The sequence below is a fragment of the Ruegeria sp. CDSC052 genome, assembly GCF_059610685.1.
The window spans coordinates 421,373-441,295 of the sequence record NZ_JBXWOB010000001.1 but is presented as its reverse complement, the minus strand read 5'-3'; the positions used below and the strand labels follow the sequence as shown (position 1 = coordinate 441,295).

The 19,923-nt window shown below is 55.4% G+C and carries 21 protein-coding genes; 3 read left to right on the top strand and 18 right to left on the bottom strand.

Annotated features, from left to right (window positions below; all coding sequences use genetic code 11):
* Positions 1-2: 2 nt before the first annotated feature.
* Positions 3-392: a phosphoribosyl-AMP cyclohydrolase gene (gene hisI, locus AC2FIM_RS02215; RefSeq protein WP_496707809.1), complete on the bottom strand. Its 390-nt coding sequence runs from the start codon at positions 390-392 to the stop codon at positions 3-5.
* Positions 393-440: 48 nt separating this feature from the next.
* Here hisI and AC2FIM_RS02210 point away from each other — a divergent pair, with 48 nt between their 5' ends.
* Positions 441-893: an iron-sulfur cluster assembly scaffold protein gene (locus AC2FIM_RS02210; RefSeq protein ID WP_496675539.1), complete on the top strand. Its 453-nt coding sequence runs from the start codon at positions 441-443 to the stop codon at positions 891-893.
* A 60-nt stretch (positions 894-953) separates the two neighbouring features.
* Positions 954-1,592: a MarC family protein gene (locus tag AC2FIM_RS02205; protein ID WP_496675536.1), complete on the top strand. Its 639-nt coding sequence runs from the start codon at positions 954-956 to the stop codon at positions 1,590-1,592.
* Between the two features lie 186 nt (positions 1,593-1,778).
* On the opposite strand, the gene AC2FIM_RS02200 is transcribed toward AC2FIM_RS02205, so the two are convergent.
* The 5 genes from AC2FIM_RS02200 to sciP all read right to left on the bottom strand — a co-directional run bounded on the left by AC2FIM_RS02200 (position 1,779) and on the right by sciP (position 7,444).
* On the bottom strand, positions 1,779-1,952 hold the full coding sequence (locus AC2FIM_RS02200) for a hypothetical protein (RefSeq protein ID WP_496676229.1): 174 nt from the start codon (positions 1,950-1,952) through the stop codon (positions 1,779-1,781).
* Positions 1,953-2,014: 62 nt separating this feature from the next.
* A complete protein-coding gene (recG, locus tag AC2FIM_RS02195) occupies positions 2,015-4,105 on the bottom strand; it encodes an ATP-dependent DNA helicase RecG (RefSeq protein WP_496707810.1) in 2,091 nt (696 codons plus the stop codon).
* A complete protein-coding gene (gene ligA / locus AC2FIM_RS02190; protein WP_496707811.1) occupies positions 4,102-6,228 on the bottom strand; it encodes an NAD-dependent DNA ligase LigA in 2,127 nt (708 codons plus the stop codon). The genes recG and ligA overlap by 4 nt, the downstream gene beginning before the upstream one ends.
* Positions 6,229-6,351: 123 nt before the next feature.
* Complete coding sequence (gene ctrA, locus AC2FIM_RS02185; RefSeq protein WP_271947054.1) at positions 6,352-7,068, bottom strand: response regulator transcription factor CtrA; 717 nt, start codon at positions 7,066-7,068, stop codon at positions 6,352-6,354.
* A gap of 67 nt (positions 7,069-7,135) precedes the next feature.
* A complete protein-coding gene (gene sciP / locus AC2FIM_RS02180; RefSeq protein ID WP_271947052.1) occupies positions 7,136-7,444 on the bottom strand; it encodes a CtrA inhibitor SciP in 309 nt (102 codons plus the stop codon).
* 129 nt (positions 7,445-7,573) lie between these two features.
* Between sciP and mnmA the strand changes: the two genes are divergently transcribed.
* Entirely contained in the window at positions 7,574-8,719 is a 1,146-nt protein-coding gene (gene mnmA / locus AC2FIM_RS02175; RefSeq protein ID WP_271947050.1) for a tRNA 2-thiouridine(34) synthase MnmA, read from the top strand.
* On the opposite strand, the gene AC2FIM_RS02170 is transcribed toward mnmA, so the two are convergent.
* From AC2FIM_RS02170 to uppS, 12 genes are all read right to left on the bottom strand, one after another.
* Entirely contained in the window at positions 8,716-9,297 is a 582-nt protein-coding gene (locus tag AC2FIM_RS02170; protein WP_271947048.1) for a hypothetical protein, read from the bottom strand. The two genes, mnmA and AC2FIM_RS02170, sit on opposite strands and share 4 nt — an antisense overlap.
* Positions 9,297-10,454, bottom strand: a complete 1,158-nt coding sequence (lpxB, locus tag AC2FIM_RS02165; protein WP_271947047.1) for a lipid-A-disaccharide synthase — start codon at positions 10,452-10,454, stop codon at positions 9,297-9,299. Before lpxB ends, AC2FIM_RS02170 begins: the two co-directional genes overlap by 1 nt.
* Positions 10,454-11,248 carry an LpxI family protein gene (locus AC2FIM_RS02160; RefSeq protein WP_271947045.1) on the bottom strand — a complete coding sequence of 265 codons (795 nt, stop codon included), beginning with the start codon at positions 11,246-11,248 and terminating at the stop codon, positions 10,454-10,456. The genes lpxB and AC2FIM_RS02160 overlap by 1 nt, the downstream gene beginning before the upstream one ends.
* A 4-nt stretch (positions 11,249-11,252) precedes the next feature.
* Positions 11,253-12,038, bottom strand: a complete 786-nt coding sequence (gene lpxA / locus AC2FIM_RS02155) for an acyl-ACP--UDP-N-acetylglucosamine O-acyltransferase (RefSeq protein WP_271947043.1) — start codon at positions 12,036-12,038, stop codon at positions 11,253-11,255.
* A complete protein-coding gene (gene fabZ, locus AC2FIM_RS02150; protein WP_142633907.1) occupies positions 12,035-12,508 on the bottom strand; it encodes a 3-hydroxyacyl-ACP dehydratase FabZ in 474 nt (157 codons plus the stop codon). The genes lpxA and fabZ overlap by 4 nt, the downstream gene beginning before the upstream one ends.
* Before the next feature lie 72 nt (positions 12,509-12,580).
* Entirely contained in the window at positions 12,581-13,165 is a 585-nt protein-coding gene (locus AC2FIM_RS02145) for an OmpH family outer membrane protein (RefSeq protein ID WP_271947042.1), read from the bottom strand.
* A gap of 6 nt (positions 13,166-13,171) precedes the next feature.
* On the bottom strand, positions 13,172-15,532 hold the full coding sequence (bamA, locus tag AC2FIM_RS02140; protein ID WP_142633911.1) for an outer membrane protein assembly factor BamA: 2,361 nt from the start codon (positions 15,530-15,532) through the stop codon (positions 13,172-13,174).
* A 128-nt stretch (positions 15,533-15,660) separates the two neighbouring features.
* Positions 15,661-15,789, bottom strand: a complete 129-nt coding sequence (locus tag AC2FIM_RS02135; protein WP_271947040.1) for a hypothetical protein — start codon at positions 15,787-15,789, stop codon at positions 15,661-15,663.
* A 92-nt stretch (positions 15,790-15,881) separates the two neighbouring features.
* Positions 15,882-17,234 carry an RIP metalloprotease RseP gene (gene rseP / locus AC2FIM_RS02130; protein WP_142633913.1) on the bottom strand — a complete coding sequence of 451 codons (1,353 nt, stop codon included), beginning with the start codon at positions 17,232-17,234 and terminating at the stop codon, positions 15,882-15,884.
* 1 nt (position 17,235) lies between these two features.
* Entirely contained in the window at positions 17,236-18,411 is a 1,176-nt protein-coding gene (gene dxr, locus AC2FIM_RS02125) for a 1-deoxy-D-xylulose-5-phosphate reductoisomerase (RefSeq protein ID WP_142633915.1), read from the bottom strand.
* The gene (locus AC2FIM_RS02120) at positions 18,411-19,193 is read right to left on the bottom strand and encodes a phosphatidate cytidylyltransferase (protein ID WP_142633917.1); all 783 of its coding nucleotides are present in this window, start codon (positions 19,191-19,193) and stop codon (positions 18,411-18,413) included. The genes dxr and AC2FIM_RS02120 overlap by 1 nt, the downstream gene beginning before the upstream one ends.
* Positions 19,190-19,900, bottom strand: coding sequence for an undecaprenyl pyrophosphate synthase (gene uppS / locus AC2FIM_RS02115; protein WP_496731724.1), 711 nt, complete (start codon positions 19,898-19,900; stop codon positions 19,190-19,192). The genes AC2FIM_RS02120 and uppS overlap by 4 nt, the downstream gene beginning before the upstream one ends.
* Positions 19,901-19,923: the final 23 nt, after the last annotated feature.

The following is a 19,923-nucleotide window of genomic DNA, read 5'->3' as shown; positions in this document are numbered from 1 at the left end:
GATCAAGCCATAGGGGTCATGATTTCGACCTCGTCCCCGTCTCTGACCGCTGTGTAAAAGCACGACCGACGGTTGGTATGGCAGGCCGGGCCGGTCTGGCGCACAAGAACAAGCAGGCAATCCCGGTCGCAATCCACGCGGAAATCGACCAATTCCTGAACATGGCCCGAGCTTTCGCCCTTGATCCAGAACGACTGACGCGAGCGCGACCAATAGGTCACGCGTCCGGTTTCAAGCGTCTTTTCAATGGCGCTCTGGTTCATCCAGGCCATCATCAACACCTCGCCCGTGTTTTCGTCCTGCGCGATGGCGGGAATCAACCCGGCCTCATTGAATTTCAGACTTGATGCATCGAACGTGACTGAGGAAGACATGACAAAAACCTTTTGCATCCCGGTGGATGGCCACTATGTATTGGGAACATTCAACGAGGGAAAGCCATGTCCGGCGAGAATGACCTGATAAAGCTATACTCTGGCCGAATTCTGGCCCTTGCTGCTGACATCCCACATCTAAGCCGGCTTGATGACGCTGACGCTACGGTGAAAAAACGCTCGCCCCTATGCGGGTCGACCATCACGGTTGATGTCAAAGTTCAGGATGGCCGGATTGCAGAATTCGGTCAGGACGTGAAAGCCTGCGCCCTGGGACAGGCCTCTGCTTCGGTCGTTGGCGGGGCGATCGTCGGCACAACGCGTGCTCAGGTCGAAAAGGCGCGCGAGCAACTATCCGCGATGCTGAAAAAGGATGGATCGACACCCGAGGCCCCATTTGATGGGCTAGAGGTTTTGATGCCCGCACGGGAATATAAGAACCGCCATGCTTCGATCCTGCTGGTTCTTGATGCAACCGCAGAGGCGTTTGAACAGGCGGAACGTGCAAATTGCGCCTAAACATGGTTTTGACGGGCGAAACGTTATAGCCTTTCGGAATAAACGAAGGGAATTCCAGTTTTGAACGGTTTACTTGAGCATTTTGTCACGCTTTGGGTTGTTATTGATCCTATTGGAACAATCCCGGTCTTCATCGCCGTTACCGCAGGGCTTGGGGCCGCCGCACGCCGTAAGATGGCGCTTGTGGCCTCGCTTATAAGCGCCGGGATTCTGTTGTTTTTCTTGGTCTTCGGGCAACTGCTGATCGAGGCACTGGATATCGGCCTGAACTCTTTTCAAGTCGCTGGCGGCATTATCCTTTTCCTGTTCGCGCTTACCATGATTTTTGGCGAGCCCAAACAGGAAGTCGAGCAGCGCGCTGCCGAGGACGACATCAAAGACGAATTCCACAAACACAACCCAGCGATCTTTCCCCTTGCCGTCCCCTCGCTTGCTTCGCCGGGGGCGATGCTGGCCATCGTCATTCTGACGGATAACAACAGATACAGTATTGCTGATCAGGGGATCACCGCACTGGTCATGTTGTCGGTTATTGCGTTTGCCTTTGTCCTGATGTTGCTGGCCGAACCGATCATTCGGCTGATCGGCCATTCAGGCGCCGCCATCATCAGCCGTGTCATGGGGATGATCCTGGCATCGGTCGCAGTGAACTCGGTTCTGTCTGCTTTATTAGAAATTATGAAAACCGGTCAGCTCTAAAAAAAACCGCCGCACCTTTCGGGCGGAAAGGGCGGCGGCAGGTAATGCGTTTCTCATGTGGGGTCCGGATATCCGCGCGGGGCCGAGGCATGGCCCTTCAAGGGTATTGGGACAGGCAGGTCACCCTTGATTGAAATGGGGATGACAAGCGCGGCGTGATCGGCACGAGATCGCAGGCAGAAAGACTTAATACGTTCCGGGAAGATGAAGTGCGACCATAAGTATGACCACCAGTGCAACCGCACCTGCTGCGTCCTGCAGCAGCGTCGACTGGGAACGACTTAGGGTGGTCTTGATCTGGGTCAGCATATGGGTTCCTCCGGTCAGGGTTTTAATCCTTTGTTGACCTTTTGTTCTCATATTTTGCTGTCTTGGTAAAGAACTTTTTGAGAACATTTGTGAACTAATGTTCCTGTTTTCGTCTAACCAACTGATATCAAACGGATTGCCTGATCCTGTTTCATCAGCCACAAAAGAACACGAGCCGCCTTGCCCCTTTGCGTTTCAAGTTTGGCGTCCACGCCCAGCAGAGCCCTTGCGTCAGACTGCGCAACTGCCATCAAACCGGCCTGTCTTTCCAAATCGGCGATACGGAACTTCGGCAGACCTGACTGCGCGGTACCGATCAGATCGCCCGCTCCGCGCATTTGCAGGTCTGTCTCAGAGATTTTGAACCCGTCTTCGGTTTCGCGCAGAACTTCCAGCCTTTTGCGCCCCCCTTCGCCGAGGGGTGGCTGATACATCAGCAGACATGTCGATTCTGCCTCGCCTCGCCCAACACGACCGCGAAGCTGATGCAGCTGCGCCAGGCCAAAAATCTCGGCCCTTTCGATGACCATGATCGAGGCATTTGGAACATTCACGCCAACCTCGATTACCGTGGTCGCCACCAGAACTTTGGTTTGCCCCTGCTGAAATGCCTTCATCGCTGCGTCTTTGTCGGCGGGCGGCATTTGGCCGTGAACCAGCCCCACTATCCCGTCCCCCAAAATGGCACGCAGCCTTTTGAACCGTTCCTCGGCAGCGGTCAGATCCGAGACTTCGGATTCATCGACAAGCGGGCAAACCCAATAGCACTGGCGGCCCTCAGCAATAGCTTTTTGCAGATGCGAAACGACTTCTTGAATCCGTTCAGTGCTCACAACCGCTGTTTTGACAGGTTTTCGCCCCGGCGGCTTTTCATCAAGTACGGACACGTCCATGTCACCGTATTGAGTCAGGGCCAGACTGCGTGGGATCGGCGTTGCTGTCATGACCAGAACATCTGCTCCCTTGCCTTTTTCCGACAGCTCCATGCGTTGACGGACCCCAAATCGGTGCTGTTCATCGACGATTGCCAGCCGTAATTCCTGAAACGCGACATCGCTTTGAAATACGGCGTGAGTGCCCACCAAAATGTGAATATCCCCCCGTTGAAGCGCCAACAGCTTGGCACGCCGATCCGCCCCCTTGTCACGACCGGTCAGGATTTCCAGAACCACGCCCGCCTCTTCGGCGAGGGGGCGCAACCCTTCCAGATGCTGCTGAGCGAGTATCTCGGTTGGGGCCATCATGACGCCCTGCCCGCCCGCCTCGACCGCGACCAGTAGTGCCATGAACGCAACCAGAGTCTTGCCGGACCCAACATCCCCTTGAAGCAATCTGTTCATGCGCGTATCGGAGGCCATATCCCCTGCGATCTCTTGAATTGCGCGCTGTTGGGCGTTGGTGGGCTTGTATGGCAGGTTCGACAACACACGGGATTGCAGCTTGCCCGTACCAGCGCTGGCGATCCCCTTGACCCTGCGCTCTCGTTGGCGGGCCAATGCCAAGGTCAGTTGATGCGCGAACAGCTCATCATAGGCCAAACGCTCATGCGCTGGAGAAAAAGACGCTACATCATCCGCACCCTGCGGATTATGCGCTGCATGTACAGCGCTCAGCCAGTCTGGCCAGTTCTCTTTTGCGACCTGCGCGGGATCAATCCATTCCGTCAATTCCGGCGAGAGTGCAACCGCGCTACGCGCGGCCTTGAAGGCAGTTTTCTGGGTCAGCCCCTGGGTCAAATGATAGACAGGTTCAAACTCAGGGATATCCTTCGCATCCGCTGGCGGCAGCATGTGATCCGGGTGGACCATCTGAGCGATCCCGTCGAACAGCTCTAACTTGCCAGAAATCACCCTGCGCGCGCCCTGAGGGAGCACTTTTTGCAAGTAATCGCCGCGGGCATGAAAGAACACCAACTGAAATTCAGCCTGGCTGTCTTCAACATGGACACGATACGCACCGCCCTTGTTTCTAGGGGGGCGATGGATGCCAACGGTGACTTCTACGGTCAGCGTCGAGGGCAAATCGACGCCTTGAATGGTATCGCGCCTGCGCCGATCAATCACCGCATAAGGCAGCCCGAACAAGACGTCGCGCGGGGTCTCGACACCTGACTGCGCCAAGACCTGAGCCGTTTTCGGCCCCACGCCGTCAAGCGTTTCCAGCCGCGAAAACAGCGGGAACAGAGATTCGGGCCGACCACTCATTTGCCGTCGATCAGCTGCAACCAGCCATCTTCGTCGAACGTCTCGATCCCAAGTTCAGCCGCCTTTTTCGCCTTTGATCCAGCACCCGGTCCTGCAACCAAAAGATCGGTTTTATTGCTGACCGATCCCGACACTTTGGCGCCCAATGCCTCGGCACGAGCCTTGGCCTCGGCGCGGGTCATCTTTTCAAGCGTCCCCGTAAAAACCACGGTCTTTCCCGCAACGGGGCTACCCGAGGTATCGGGCCGTTTCGCGTCTTGGACATCAAGCTGAGCCACAAGATCGTCGATGCTCTGCCGTTCGGCAGGCTGGGCGAAGGCTGAAACCAATGCGCGGGCCATAACCTCACCAACACCGTCAACGTTCAGCAGCTCATCCCATTCTGACCCGGTCTGACTATGCGCTATGGTAACCGCTTTTTCCAGCTCATCCCATGATCCGTAATGCGTTGCAATTAGGTTCGACGCTGCCTCGCCGACATGTCGAATGCCCAGTGCAAACAGCAACCGACCCAGTGGAATAACTCGTTTTTCATCAATCGCTTGCCACAGATTGGTGGCGCTCTGCGCCCCCCATCCCTTGCGATTAGCCAGCCTGTTCAGGTTCGCATTATCTCGTTGTTTCAGAGTAAAAATGTCAGCCGGGGTCCGAACTGGCAGATCGGGATCATCATAGAACATCTCAATCTGCTTTGCTCCAAACCCTTCGATGTCAAAGGCCTTGCGTGAGACGAAATGCTTCAATTTCTCAACGGCTTGCGCAGGGCAGATAACGCCACCGGTACAGCGACGGACCGCGTCACCTTCCTCGCGGATCGCATCGCTGTGACATTCGGGGCATTTTTCCGGGAAGATGAACTTTTCGGCATCATCCGGGCGTTTCGAAATGTCGACATCGGCAACCTTCGGGATCACATCGCCGGCGCGATAAACCTGAACCCAGTCGCCGATCCGAATGTCTTTGCCTTCGCGTATCTCGCCGCCTTTTGCGTCTTTACCAGAAATGTAATCTTCGTTGTGCAACGTTGCGTTCGACACGACCACACCGCCGACAGTAACCGGGTGCAGCCTGGCCACCGGGCTCAGCGCGCCGGTGCGGCCGACCTGAATGTCGATCGCTTCAAGACGGGTCCAGGCAAGCTCGGCCGGAAATTTATGCGCAATTGCCCAACGTGGTGTGCTGGACCGGAACCCAAGCCGTGATTGCAGCGCAAGATCGTTTACCTTGTAGACCACACCATCAATGTCATATCCAAGCGTCGCGCGCTGCAGCTCGATGCTGCGATAGTGATCCAGAATCTGCTTTGTATCCGCGCATAAACGGGTTAGCGGGTTGGTTGAAAATCCGAATTCCTTCAGGCGCTGTATGGCTTCGTATTGGGTGCTTGCCAGAGGCTCAGACAGCTCCCCCCAGGCATAAGCAAAAAACTTGAGGGGACGAGAACGGGTAATTGCGGAATCCAACTGACGAAGGGATCCTGCGGCGGCATTTCGCGGGTTGGCGAAGGTTTTTTCGCCTTTCTTGGACTGGCTCTCATTTAGACGATCAAAGTCTTCGTGAGACATATAGACCTCGCCGCGAACCTCAAGGATGTCTGGTGCGCCGGTGATTACCTGTGGAATATCCGATATGGTTAGCGCATTTGCGGTAACATTTTCCCCGACTTCTCCGTCTCCCCGCGTGGCCGCCTGGACAAGCCTACCCCTCTCATACCGAAGCGAAAGGGAGAGACCGTCGATCTTGGGCTCAGCCGTATAGCTCAATCCCGTTTCGTCATCCAACCCTAGGTATTTTCGGACAGATCGATCGAAATCAGAGACGTCCTCGTCTTGAAAAGCGTTGCCCAAAGACAGCATGCGCACGGCATGTGAAATCTTGGAGAACCCATCGGCGGGGCGGGCACCAACGATATCCGATGGGCTGTCAGATCGCTTGAGTTGCGGAAATCGCGACTCGATTTCTGAGTTTCTGAGTTTCAGCGCATCATAGTCGGCATCAGAAATCTCAGGCGCGTCTTTCTGGTGATACAATGCGTTCGCATGATGTAAAAGCCCAGCCAGCCGCGCCAGTTCATTGCGTGCCTGATCTTCCGTCAGGTCTGATACAGAAATGGAATTGCTCATGCCTTCGCCCCGTCAACTGTTCTTGGAGTTCAGTGATAGGGCGAGGGCATGGCTAGGTCCAGACGTGCTGTTCAGTGAGCGAGGGTGTCGCCCCGGACCCTTGGCGACGTAAAACTTGCGCGCCTAGGCGCCAACCGCAATGCGAGGTTCGTCGACGCTGTTTTTCTGAGGATCGCGCAACACATATCCCCTGCCCCAGACGGTCTCGATATAATTTACGCCGTCGGTGGCATTGCTAAGTTTTTTGCGCAATTTGCAGATAAAGACGTCAATGATCTTCAATTCGGGCTCATCCATTCCCCCATAGAGATGGTTAAGGAACATCTCTTTGGTCAGGGTTGTTCCCTTTCGAAGGCTCAGAAGTTCGAGCATTTGATATTCTTTGCCGGTCAGGTGAACGGCCTTGCCTTCCACTTCGACGGTTTTCGCATCCAGATTCACTGCAACGCGCCCGGTGTGGATTATGGATTGAGAATGCCCTTTTGAGCGGCGAATAATGGCGTGGATACGTGCAACCAATTCTTCTCTATGGAATGGTTTGGTCAGATAATCGTCAGCACCAAATCCGAAGCCCTTAATTTTACTTTCTGTATCGTCGGCCCCCGACAGGATCAGGATCGGCGTTTCCACCCGCGCAACCCGCAACTGGCGCAGCACTTCATGCCCGTTCATATCCGGAAGGTTGAGATCAAGGAGGATCAGGTCGTAATCGTAAAGTTTTGCGAGGTCGATCCCTTCTTCGCCTAAATCTGTCGCATATACGTTCAGATTGGCATGTGTCAGCATCAGTTCGATGCTTTTGGACGTGGTTGGATCATCCTCGACAAGAAGTATACGCATTTACTGCTCCAATTCAGCTCAATTTACTAATTAAAATCGAGCCTGCTCAAAAATGGTTAATCTGACGTTACCGTTGAATCATTAATTTACATTCTCCTTTAGGTTGTCGATATTTTTTTATCGTGGTGACCTTTAAAGCGTCCGTTCCGTGTTCTGCGACCGCAGAAACCCAGGAATTAAATTCTTCGTCGCTGAGGCCATATTGGTTTTTGGCTTCCGAAAGCGTAATCAATCCGTAAAGAACGCCACGGACTACAATCGCTTTACGGGATGCCACCCAGCGGGTTGTCTCTTTTGGCGGCAGATCAGCCCGGGATAAAACCGTTCCATCCGGCAGGGTTACCGACCTGGGCCCCTCTACTTTGTGCAAATACATCTTTCGGTCCTCTTCGTGCTGCGACAAAGCTGACACCATGCTACTTAATGTGTTGTGAAACCGCCCCTTGAGAGTATCTAGAATTTTCCTATATTCTGCCGGTCTTTCTTAACCCGTACTGGAACCGTCATGGCCCTCGACACCGAGACACCGCTGAACTCTCTTGGCTTTGCCAAGCCCCCGTCTGAAACACGGGTGGTTGTTGCCATGTCCGGAGGCGTGGACAGCTCGGTCGTGGCCGCGCATTTGGCGGATCAGGGGTATGACGTCATCGGCGTCACCCTGCAACTGTACGACCACGGTGCTGCCTTGGCCAAAAAGGGGGCCTGCTGTGCGGGTATCGACATTCACGATGCGCGCCGCGTGGCCGAGGAACGCGGGTTTCCGCATTACGTTCTGGATTATGAGAACATCTTCAAAGACGCCGTGATCGACGAATTCGCCGACAGCTATCTGGCTGGAGCGACGCCGGTTCCCTGCATTCGCTGTAACGAACGGGTGAAATTCAAGGATCTGCTGGAAACCGCCAAGGATCTTGAGGCTGATTGCATGGCCACCGGCCACTATATTCAGCGCAAGACAGGCCCCAACGGGCCGGAATTGCACAGCGCCGAGGATGCCAACCGCGATCAATCCTATTTCCTGTTCTCGACGACCCCGGAACAGCTGGATTTCCTGCGCTTTCCACTGGGCCACCTGCCCTCCAAGGACGCAACGCGCGAAATGGCTGCGCAATATGGGCTGGCTGTTGCCGACAAGCCCGACAGTCAGGACATCTGTTTCGTGCCCAACGGCAACTATGCCAGCGTAATCGAAAAGCTGCGCCCCGGCGCGGCGGAACCGGGTGAGATCGTTCATGCGGATGGTCGTGTGCTGGCCCAGCATAACGGGGTTATCCATTATACCATCGGACAGCGCCGCGGGCTTGGTATCGGAGGCCTCAGCGATCCGCTTTACGTGGTGAAGCTGGATGTCGACAAGAAACAGGTTGTGGTTGGCCCCAAAGAGATGTTGGCCACCCGCACCATTCCGGTGCGTGAGATCAACTGGCTGGGCGATGAGCCGTTTAAGTCACGCGATGAATGGCACGTCCTGGTCAAGGTTCGCTCGACCCGCCCCCCGCGTGAGGCCATCATCCGCCCGCTTTCGGACACCACGGCAGAGGTCGAGTTGCTGACCCCGGAAGAAGGTGTGTCGCCCGGTCAGGCCTGTGTTTTCTATGCGTCCGAAGGCAGCCGCATCTTTGGCGGCGGCTGGATTTGGCGCGGATACTAAACTGCGTCAGTCCACGAGTTGCTGAGAATATAAAGGCCAGCGCAGATCATCACGTAAGGAACAAGCATCTCAAGCTTGCGCGCGATGCGACCACTGATGAGCGGCGATTTGGCGCCCAGCAGCGCCAGCGTGGCCAATCCTACCACTGCAAGCCCTGCGCCGAAGGCTCCGGCGATCCGAAAGCCTGGCGTTGAATCCGCCAACAACGGCGCCAGAACGGCCAAAGTGTCCATCGACAGGCTAGTAAACAGTAAGGTTGTCACCAAAATTGATGCTCCGGCTTCGAGATGCGCAGGAGTGTCGACGCCCTGCCCGCGCCATTGGCGGATGGCGGCCAGACAGCCCAGTGTCAGCGGGATCATCCCCAGATACCCGGCCCAGCCCGGTATTACGCCCTCGATCCCCATGGCGAACAGCAAGGACGCCGAAATCACCAAGCCCTGTGCGAACAGAAAGCCAAAGACGGCCCGCTTGTCCCCTGACACCAAGATCAGCGCCACCAAGGCGGCAAGATTATCCAGATTGGTCAGTATCAATGCCAGAAAGGCTGAAAAACCAAAGAGGATGAACTCGGCCATCAGGACGGCATTCTGGCCAACACGGCCTTTGCAGCTCTGAAACCAGGGGCGTCGCCGCCACGGCCCAGGCGCTCCATTGTCAGATCCATCGCGTTGCGCTGTGCGTCAGGTTTCAGGGCGACCTCGCGTAGCGCTACGGCAATCTTGTCCGGCAGGCAGTCATCCAGCAGGCATTCCGGGATGGAACGCGTTTCCGAGACAAGATTGACCAACGTAACCGTGTCCAGATTGACCATACGTACTGCCAGTTTCTGGGTCAGCCAGCTGAGGCGGTAGGCAATCACCATGGGTGTTGCCTGGGCTGCAAGTTCAAGCGACACGGTACCCGATGCCGCCAGAGCAAGGTCCGCTGCGGCAAAAGCTGCGCGTTTCTGCTGAACCGCCTCTTCGGTCGGAACATTGCGCGGGTCGATCACGACGGGATTGCCTGGCCATGTCTGCAGATGTTCGGTTACGGCCTCGACCATATGTGCAACCGCCGGAACAACAACCCGCGTACCCGGCCGGTCGGCTAGGAATTGCCCCAAGGCCTGACCAAATACAGGCGCCAGACGGTCAACCTCACCCTTGCGCGACCCCGGCAAGGCAAGAACCAGCGGAGCATCCCCAAGATCATAGGCGGCGCGAAACTCCTGGATATCGCGATCTGAGGCGATGGGTTCGCTTGCAACCGGATGGCCAACAAAATCGCATTCCATCCCGGCGCGTTCCATATAGGGCGGCTCAAACGGAAGCAACGCCAGCACATGGTCGATGACCTTGGCCATCTTATCCGCACGCCCCGGTCGCCACGCCCAAACGCTGGGGGCCACATAGTGGACGGTTCGAGTATCGCTTGCCGCTTTGACCAGCTTGGCAACGCGCAACGAGAAGTCCGGACTGTCGATGGTGATCAATACGTCAGGTTTGGTGTCCAGCACGGCCTGCGCTGTCTCAGATATCCGGCGCTTGAGGTGAAAGAATTTTGGCAATACTTCGATCAGGCCCATCACTGACAATTCGGACATCGGAAAGCGGCTGTTCAGACCCTGGGCCTGCATCAATGGTCCGCCGACCCCGTCGAATGTAACATCTGGGACAAGGGCACGTAGCCCTTCCATCAACGCGCCGCCCAATCGATCGCCCGAAGGTTCGCCGGCGACCAGAAACACCCGCATCAGTTGGTTCGCTCACGCACATAAAGGAACAAACCCAGGCGATCGCACTCAGCAATTACACGTTGTCGCTGCAATACAAGCACCCCGCCCTTTTCGATCACGATCCCGGACAAACCAGCTGCGACGGCGCTGGAAATGGTTTCAGGTCCAATAGCTGGCAGATCCGCGCGAAAGTCCTGATCGGGCTTTGGACCCTTGAAAAGCACCCCACCACCCGCATCAGGCCGTTGAGTCAGAGACTCGAGCATCCATGCGGTGCCAAAAATCCCTTCGATCGCCAAAGCCTGCCCTTTGGAAACTGCACAGGCCTGGCCGATATCAGCTGCCCCCATGGCACGCAGGATACCGGATGCCCGATCCGCATCTGCCCGATCCGCATCTGAGGGCTGTGCCTCGGTCAGGCATCCAAGCGGAGGCAGCAGTTCAGGCGCAATCTCATGCGCGGCACGGACACTCAGGCCTGAGTTTTCGAATATCCCAATGACAGCCCGTAATGCGCCGTCATCGCCGGATTGAATCGCCTGCACCAAAATAGGCACCAACGGCATCGTCGCGGCATCAATGCGCGACGGGTCAACGGCGGGACGTTGAACCGCTCCGGCCATACAGATTTCAGTTACGCCACGGGTTTTGAGATCTGCGATGAATGATCCAAGCTGTTCCAGCGGGAAAACGATGTCGGCAGACAGAGTATCCGGGGCAAAGCCTTCCATCGCACAGATCAAGGGCCGTTCAGCCAGACAGGAAACCACTTCGTCCGGCAACACACCTGTTCCCGCGATCAGTGCCAACATGATGTTACTTCCTCGGTGTCAGAAAGGACCGATCCGAATCGCCGGTTACGAAATTGACGATTTCGCGGACATATTCGCTTTCGGCATCTTCACCCAAGCGCTTGGCGCGGTCCATAAAAGTTCCGTCACCATCGGACAATTCGCGAAACGCTGCACGTAAAGCTGAAATATCAGCTCGTGCGACACCGCGCCGTTTGAGGCCAACAAGATTCAGGCCGTCCAGCTCGCCGCGAGGTGCTTGAACAAGCCCATAGGGAATCACGTCGTTGGGCACCATCGTCAGCGCGCCGATAATCGCCCCTCGGCCCACACGAACCCATTGATGCAAACCCGAAATCCCGCCGACGATAACATCGTCTTCGATAATGCAATGTCCCGCGGCACCAGAATGGTTCACCATGATCACGCGATTGCCAATCTGAACGTCGTGAGCCACGTGAACACCAGCCATCAGCAAACAGTCATCGCCAATCCGGGTTACACCGCCACCGCCGTCTGTTCCAGAATTCACTGTTACATGTTCACGGATACGGTTTCGTTTGCCAATTTCCAGCCGCGTATCTTCACCGCCGAACTTAAGGTCTTGCGGGATTTCACCGATGACCGAAAAATTGAAGATTATGGTGTCTTCATCCACCTCGGTGTCACCAGTAACAACAACATGCGACTTAAGTTCTACCCGGTCTTTCAACCGCACCCTTGAACCAACAAAACAAAAAGGGCCGATGACACAGCCCTCTCCGATCTGAGCACCGTCTTCGATGATTGCGCTAGGGTGAATGCCACTCATGTTGTCTTTTCCATGTCCCAATCAACATAGGCCGAGAACTCAGCTTCGGCTGCGACCTCTCCATCAACCGTGGCCCTGCCAGAGAACTTGAAAATCTTGCCACCCTTCTTGCCGCGCACAGTTTCAACATGCATCTCGAGCACGTCACCGGGCACGACTTTGCGGCGGAACTTGCACTTGTCGATATTCATGAAATAGATCAACAAGTCGCTGTCGATGACATCCATCCCAACGCCAAGCATAACACCTGCGGTCTGCGCCATTGCTTCAACAATGGTCACACCAGGCATAATCGGTGTACCAGGAAAATGGCCCTGGAAATGCGGCTCGTTCATAGTGACGTTCTTGATGCCGACCGCTGACTGAAAGCCTGAAATCTCGACCACCTTGTCGACCAGCAGAAACGGATAGCGGTGCGGCAATATCCGTTGAATCAGCTGAATGTCGGCGCTTTTGGTGTCCGTGCTCATAGTTCTGATATCCTGTTCTGGATTTCTCTTTTCAATGTGGTTAGCAACACCGCGACCCGAGGGCAAGCAAACCTATTCGCCTGTACCTTCGTCAAGTGTTGTTCCATCACCAATGGCTGTATCAATTCGGGTGATGGCGGCATCTGTCACATCGGACAGATCCGAACTGAGAAACACGCTGGAGCGTTGAATAATGACAGAGGCGCCAGATTCGCGCAAAAGATCGATCAATACTGGGCGGGCGAGTTCAAAAAACATCTGTCGTGCATCTTCACTGCGACGCGCAAGGGCATCAAGCTTGGCGCGCTGCCCTTCTCGGTGGTTCTGAACCTTTCTGTCGAACGCCTCTGCGAGGGGACGAAATTCTTCAGCAGACAGAGAGGCGCGCTTTTCGGTGAGGTCCTTCTCCTCCGCGCTGAGCTCTGCAACGATCCGCTCGTTCTCGGCAGCAAGCAGAGTCCCCTCTGCTTCGATCTCACTGAGAATGCGACGTCCAAACGCCGAGTCAGAAAACAATCGTTCGCTGGAGATTGTCAGGACGCTGGCTTGTGTCACGCCAAGCTGCTGTCCGGTAACCGGTCCTGCCAGGGTTAAGGTCAGAAAAAGACACAGGGCCCGAATGGGGCCCTGCATATAGGTTTGAAGACTACCTCGCATCCGAGATCAGAACCTCGCCTGAATGGTCAGGTCGAAATTCTGTTCCTTGTCAAAGTCCTCTTTCTTGAGCGCTTGCGAAAAGTTAAAGCGCAGTGGGCCAAACGGTGTTTCCCATAGGACTGCAACACCCAGAACATGACGGATAGACCCATCCGCACCGACAATGTTGGCACCCGAAGTGTTTACATCGTCGATATTGTACAGGTTACCGAAATCATAGAACACGCCTCCACGCAGGCCCAATTCTTCGGGCAAGCCCAGAGGAAAGTCCGATTCCAGACGCGCGACCCAATAGTAATTCCCGCCGATAGCGTCATCCTGACCATTTGACAGATCCCGTGGCCCCAAACCGGCTGGCTCGAACCCGCGGAATTTATTGGGGCCCAACACAAAGCGATCCAACGTCCGGCTGAAATCGTTGCCAGTCCAGTGCATTGCACCCATTTCAAGCGATGCACGAAGAACGACTTCTTCACTCAGAACGCGTGTTTGGGCAATCCCGCGTGCGCTGGTTTTGTAGAACTTGTTGTCCCCACCCAGCCCAGCGGCATCCAGGCCAACCTCAAACAGAACACCGGCATTGGGGTTAAGCCCACCAAGGCGGCTGTCATATACATAGGACACACCCAGAGAACTTGTCGTGCGTTCACCCTGATCAATCTCAGAGGCGATGACCGCGCCGTTTGCCTCGTTGTCCTGCTGCTTCATCTCGCTGTTTTCCCAGGCATAGCGTACGCGCAACGAAGACAGCTCTCCGATCGCATAGCTCAACTGAGGGTTAAAGAACACACGCTCGGTATTATAGCTGGCAAAACTGGAGTCGGTCGACGCCAAACCCAGACCAAGATCAAAGCGAAGCTTGCGGCCCAAAAGATAGGGTTCGGTGAAATTCAGGGAGTACTCTTCTGAATCCTGCGCGGTCGAAATCGTAACCCCGACGGTCTGTCCACGGCCTAGGAAGTTTGACTCACTTAGGCCGATCGCAATGCCGAAACCGTCAGAGATCGAGTAGCTACCACCGAGGCTGAGCGAGCCTGTTGGCTGTTCTTCGACGTCGACATCCACGATCACTTGGCTGGGTGTCGAACCCTCGCGCGGTTCAACGTCAGCGACAGCGAAATAGCCCAATGCCCGGATACGTTCAGCCGCCTGCCGGATTTCACGCGGGTTGAACGGGTCACCCTCGACGGTGTCGAATTGACGACGGATCACGCGGTCAAGCGTTGTGGTGTTGCCCTCGATGTCGATACGCTCGACAAAGATACGCGGTCCTTTGGTCAGAACGAATTCAACATCCAGCGTCAGATCACGTGCATTGCGCGTGACGCGCGGCTCAACCCGCAGAAAGTCCACCCCTTGCCGAATGCCCAAACGCTCTTGCCTGGCGATAGAGTTTTCGACCAGTGAAGGAGAATAGGTGACACCCGGCTTGATCTTGAGTGCGGCCTGATACTCTGCCGCATCAACACCGGGTATTTCGCTTACGGTGGTGATCTTGCCGAATGAGAATTTCTGACCTTCAGTTACATTCATCACCAGGAAAAACGCGTCGCGCTCACGTGTGAATTCAACATTGGCGCTGTTGACGCGGAAATCGACATAGCCACGCGACAAGTAGAAATCACGGATGACTTGTTTGTCGAACTCGATCCGGTCAGCGATAAAAGTATCGCCCCGCAGGAACGTGCGCAGGAAATTGGCTTGCTTGGTTTCAAGCACACGGCGCAGACGCCGGTCGGAATAAGCCCGGTTGCCAACAAAGCTTACGCGCTCAACCTCGATCGTCGTACCTTCGGAGATTTCAAAAACGAGGTCTACCCGATTGTCGCTGCGGCGGATGATTCTGGGGATGACGGTTGCTGCAACACGTCCTTGAGCCAAATAGATTTCGGCAATCATGTCTGCGTCAGCTTCAGCGACCTGAGGCGTAAAGACCCGGCGGGGTTGAGACGAAACGGCATTGAGCAACAGCTCATCCTTGAGCCTCTTGTTACCCTCGATGCTGATCTGGTTGATCGTCGGATATTCCTGAACTTTGATGACCAAAGTGCTGCCACGAGGGGTCAAATCGACTGTTTCAAAAACACCACTGTCAAGCAGCCGTTGGAAGGCATCGTTGAGTTGTCCAGCTGTCACCGTCTGCCCAGGTTCGATTCCCGAACGTGCAATGATTGTCGATGTCTCGATGCGCCTGTTCCCCTCAACTTCGAACGAGTTGATGGTGTAGCTTTGCGCCTGAGCAGCCTGCGGCAGTGACAGCAAACTAACTGTGGCAAATAAGAAAAAGAATGTTAGGGCCTGCCACAAAATCTTGTTTACCGGCTTTTGCCCCCCGCAGGATGTGCCTGCGCCTCGCCTGTCGGTCATATTTTTCTCTACCCAGAATTTTAAGACTTTAAAGCTGAGTAACGGGATTGTCTGGCCTTGTCAAAAGCCGAAAAACAGAAAGCGGCCCATTGGGCCGCTGTTCAGCAAATAAAAAGAAAGGAACAGAATCACATGGTGATCAGATAAGCGCATCCACCCATAGCCAACGCAGTCGCGCCGAAAAACAAGATCGAGTCCCAGTTCAGCGCAAGCAGGAAGCTAAAGCTGCGATATGATTTTTTGATAGCATTCGCCATGATCGCCTCTGACAGACAAAATTATGAAACGAACACATCCTATGAGGGAATTGGGGCGGAATTGCGACTAGATTGTGCAAGCTCCGCCCAAATCAACAGAACAGGTCATTTGAGACGGAAAACAGCATCAGAGCCAGAATGATTGACACTCCGATGCCCATCAGAATCCGCAGCGCTTTGTCGCTGGGTGGTTTCCCAGAGATGGCCTCATATGCGTAAAATACCAAGTGTCCCCCATCCAAAGCCGGAATCGGAAACAGGTTTAGCAAACCGACAGCAGTTGACAGAACAGCGATAAAGAAGATGAAGTTCTGCGCACCCTGGCTGGCCATCGCACCCGAGGTTTCGGCGATTCCGATTGGGCCGGACATGTTGCAGGTGCTGATCGCTCCGGTCACCATGTGCCAGATACCTGAAAGAGACCCGTCAATGATACGCAATGTTTGTCGTACACCGCCGCCGAGAGATGTCAGGATGCCCGCCCTTTCGGTTGCAGGTTCTAGCATCATGCCGCCGACGATCCCGATCCTCCAATGCGTTACAAAACCACCATCAGACTGCGGCTCATCCGTGCGGCGTGGAGCCAGGGCAAACTCCAGTTCAGCTCCGTCACGCCAGACATTCAACAGCAGTGGCCGCCCATCAGAGCCTTCCACGTGGTCCTTGAGCTGTTCAAAGGCATAAACCGGGTCGCCATTAACCGCTGTTATGACATCCCCCTGTGCCAAGCTGATATCCATTGCTGCGCTGCGCGGAACAACCTGTTGAATCAGGGGGGGGAACAGCCAAGGTGCGGAAACGTCCAATGTGTCACCGTCACGAAGAACTGTGTAATCAAGTACGGGGTCAACGGGCAAAGAGTCTACGAACTCGCTCCACGATCCTTCTTGCTCGAAATCTGGCAGGTCAATACCTGCAATCGCGTGGATTTCATCACCTTCACGCAGCTCTTGCACTGTCCCCGGCAGAGGATGCAGAGACCCAACGGTCAGAGGGTCTCTGGTTGCGCCTTGCGTAAAGAAAATTAGGGCAAAGACCAGTATCGACATTGCGAAATTAAAGATTGGCCCTGCCGCAACAGTTGCCGTCCTGGCCCAAAGTGGCGCGCCATGCATTGTGCGGCGCAGCTCCTCCGGGCTTTGCTCAGAAATTTCAGACATTGCGGCTTCGTCTTTGCCGGATGCTGCATTGGCATCACCCAGAAACTTGACATACCCGCCGAATGGAAGCGCTGCGATCTGCCAGCGCGTTCCTCTTTTGTCGATACGGCTCCAGAGTACGGGACCGAAACCGATTGAGAACACTTCGGCGTAGATGCCGGACCAACGGCCAACAATGTAATGCCCGTATTCATGTACGGCTACGATGGCGGATAACGCGATCACAAAGGCGAATATGGTGTAAATCAAATTGCCGAATTGTGGGATCAGTGAGAGTACGTCCAAATTATTTTCCTGCTCGTTGCGCAACGGCGTTATCGACCCATATACGTGCCAGATGGTCGGTTTGCAGCACGTTATCAAGGGTCATTGGGGCGTCAATATGGTTGTCTTGTGCATCGAAACGATCCAAGACGGCGGCCACGATGTCTGCCATATCAAGAAAACCAATGCGACCTGCAATGAAATGGTCGAGTGCACATTCTTTGGCTCCGTTGAAAACCGCTCCGGACAGCCCGCCCCGCTCCATGACTTCGCGTGCTAACCGCAAAGCCGGATATCGGTTTTCGTCTGGTTCCTGAAATCGCAACTGTCCCAGCTTTGCAAGGTTCAGCCTTTCGACCGGAAGGGTCTGACGTTTTGGCCAATTCAGGGCGTATCCGATCGCGTGGCGCATATCTGGCGCGCCCATATGGGCCATAACCGCGCCATCGTTAAACCCGACCATCGCATGAACGATGGATTCCGGATGCACAATCACTTCGATCATATCCGGGGATATGCCGAAGAATTCGCGTGTTTCGATCACCTCGAGCGCCTTGTTGAACATCGAAGCGCTATCAATCGTGATCCGCTGCCCCATATTCCAGTTCGGGTGGCTCGAGGCCTGCTCAACCGTGGCTGAGGCCAATTTGCTCATTGGCCAATCACGGAAAGCGCCGCCGCTGGCAGTGATGATGATACGCTCGACCGATGCCATATCTTCACCGACCAGAGCTTGAAAAACGGCAGAATGTTCGCTGTCCACCGGCAGCAATCGGGCATTGTGCTTTCGGGCAGTATCCAGAACCAAAGTACCCGCGCAGACAAGCGTTTCTTTATTCGCCAAAGCCAGCGTCGCGCCCTGTTCAAGCGCCGTCAGCCCTGGTTGCAACCCCGCAGCCCCAACGATGGCAGACATGACCCAGTCAGCCGGTCGCGCCGCAGCTTCGGCCAGAGCATTCGCGCCGGCGGCGACCTCGACATCAGAACCGGCCAAGGCCGCTCGCAGGTCCTCAAGCCGGTCTGGGTGGGCTGTAATCGCGATATCCGCATTCAAACGTTTGGCGTCACGTGCAAGTTGTTCGATATTGGCTCCACCAGTCAGGGCGACAACATCATACGCTGATGGATTTCGGTCAATCAGATCTATCGTGTTTTGCCCGATAGAACCCGTCGCTCCAAAAACAGAGATTTTGCGCATCACATGGCTCCGGGGGAAAAAATCAACCCCACAAGCAGAACGAACAGAGCGGCCCCCATCATCCCATCGAATCGATCAAGGAAGCCGCCATGGCCGGGAATCAGGTTCGAACTGTCCTTGACGCCGAATTTTCGTTTGGCCGCGCTTTCGACAATATCGCCGGCCTGGCTGGCCATTGACGCCAGAACCGAGATCACGATGAACCAAGTTCCGAAGCCGCCGTAAGCCGCAAAGGCTAAGCCAACAATGGCAGCCGCTACCCAGCCTCCTGCTGTTCCCGACCACGTCTTTTTCGGGCTGACTCGTGGCCAGAATTTTGGCCCACCCAATGCCTTTCCGACAAAATATCCGGCGACATCCGTAGCAACGACGACCGATATCAGCCAGACCATCCAGACAAATCCCATATTCGTCCGGATTGAGATAAAGCCCAGCCCCGCGGCCGCGATCCACAGCGCGAAGAGAGTATAGATACCCCGGTACCGGCTGACCTGCCCTGCCCCGACCAGTGCCGGAGCAAGCAAGAAGGGAAGTTTATAGAGTGCCGGAAGATGGTAACTCAGCACCACCGCAAAACCGGTCAATATGGCAAGCTGGATCGCAACAGCTTTCCTGCCCGGGTCGATCATACGGACCAGTTCCCAGGTCATCAGCCCGCAAGCAATGGAAATGAAGGCTTCGAACCACAGACCGCCCAGCCAGACCTCGACAGCGCCAACGGCAACAAGGACACCCGCCGACAATACGCGGGCAGTCAGGTCGGACCAGCGCCCGTCACTCATGCCGGTACAGCTCCGAACCGTCGGTCTCGGCTGCCATAGCTCAGGCACAGGCGCTCAAGCTCTGCCGCAGTGAAGTCTGGCCAGAGCGTGTCGATGAATTCGTATTCCGAATAGGCGGATTGCCATAACAGAAAATTGGAAATACGAGCCTCGCCGCTGGTTCGGATCACCAGATCAGGATCGGGAAGAACATGTGTGTCCAGATATTTCGGCAGCGTTTCTTCGTCTACATCATCAGGATGCAAGCGCCCGTCAGCGACATCCTGTGCCAGACGTTTGGTAGCCCGCGCGACTTCATCCCGACCGCCATAGTTCAACGCAATGGTCAGGTGAACCAGATCATTTCCCTCGGTCTCGGCCTCAAGCGTATCCATCAATTCGATCAGTTTGGCATCCAACTTGACCCTGTCACCGATGAAACGCACCCGAACACCCGAGTCTCGGAGCGTCCGGGTTTCCTTGATAATATAGCGCCGAAACAAGCTCATCAGACCGGCAACTTCGACCTGAGTGCGTTTCCAGTTCTCGGTCGAAAACGCAAAAACAGTCAGATATTTGATACCAAGCCTCGGGCAGGCCTCGACCACATCGCGCACACGTCTTGCCCCGGCGTGGTGGCCAAACAGGCGAGGTCGCCCGCGGGCCTGCGCCCAGCGACCATTGCCATCCATGATGATCGCGACATGCTGGGGCCCTCTTTCGGGCATGGTATGCGAGGAAGAGGGCATCA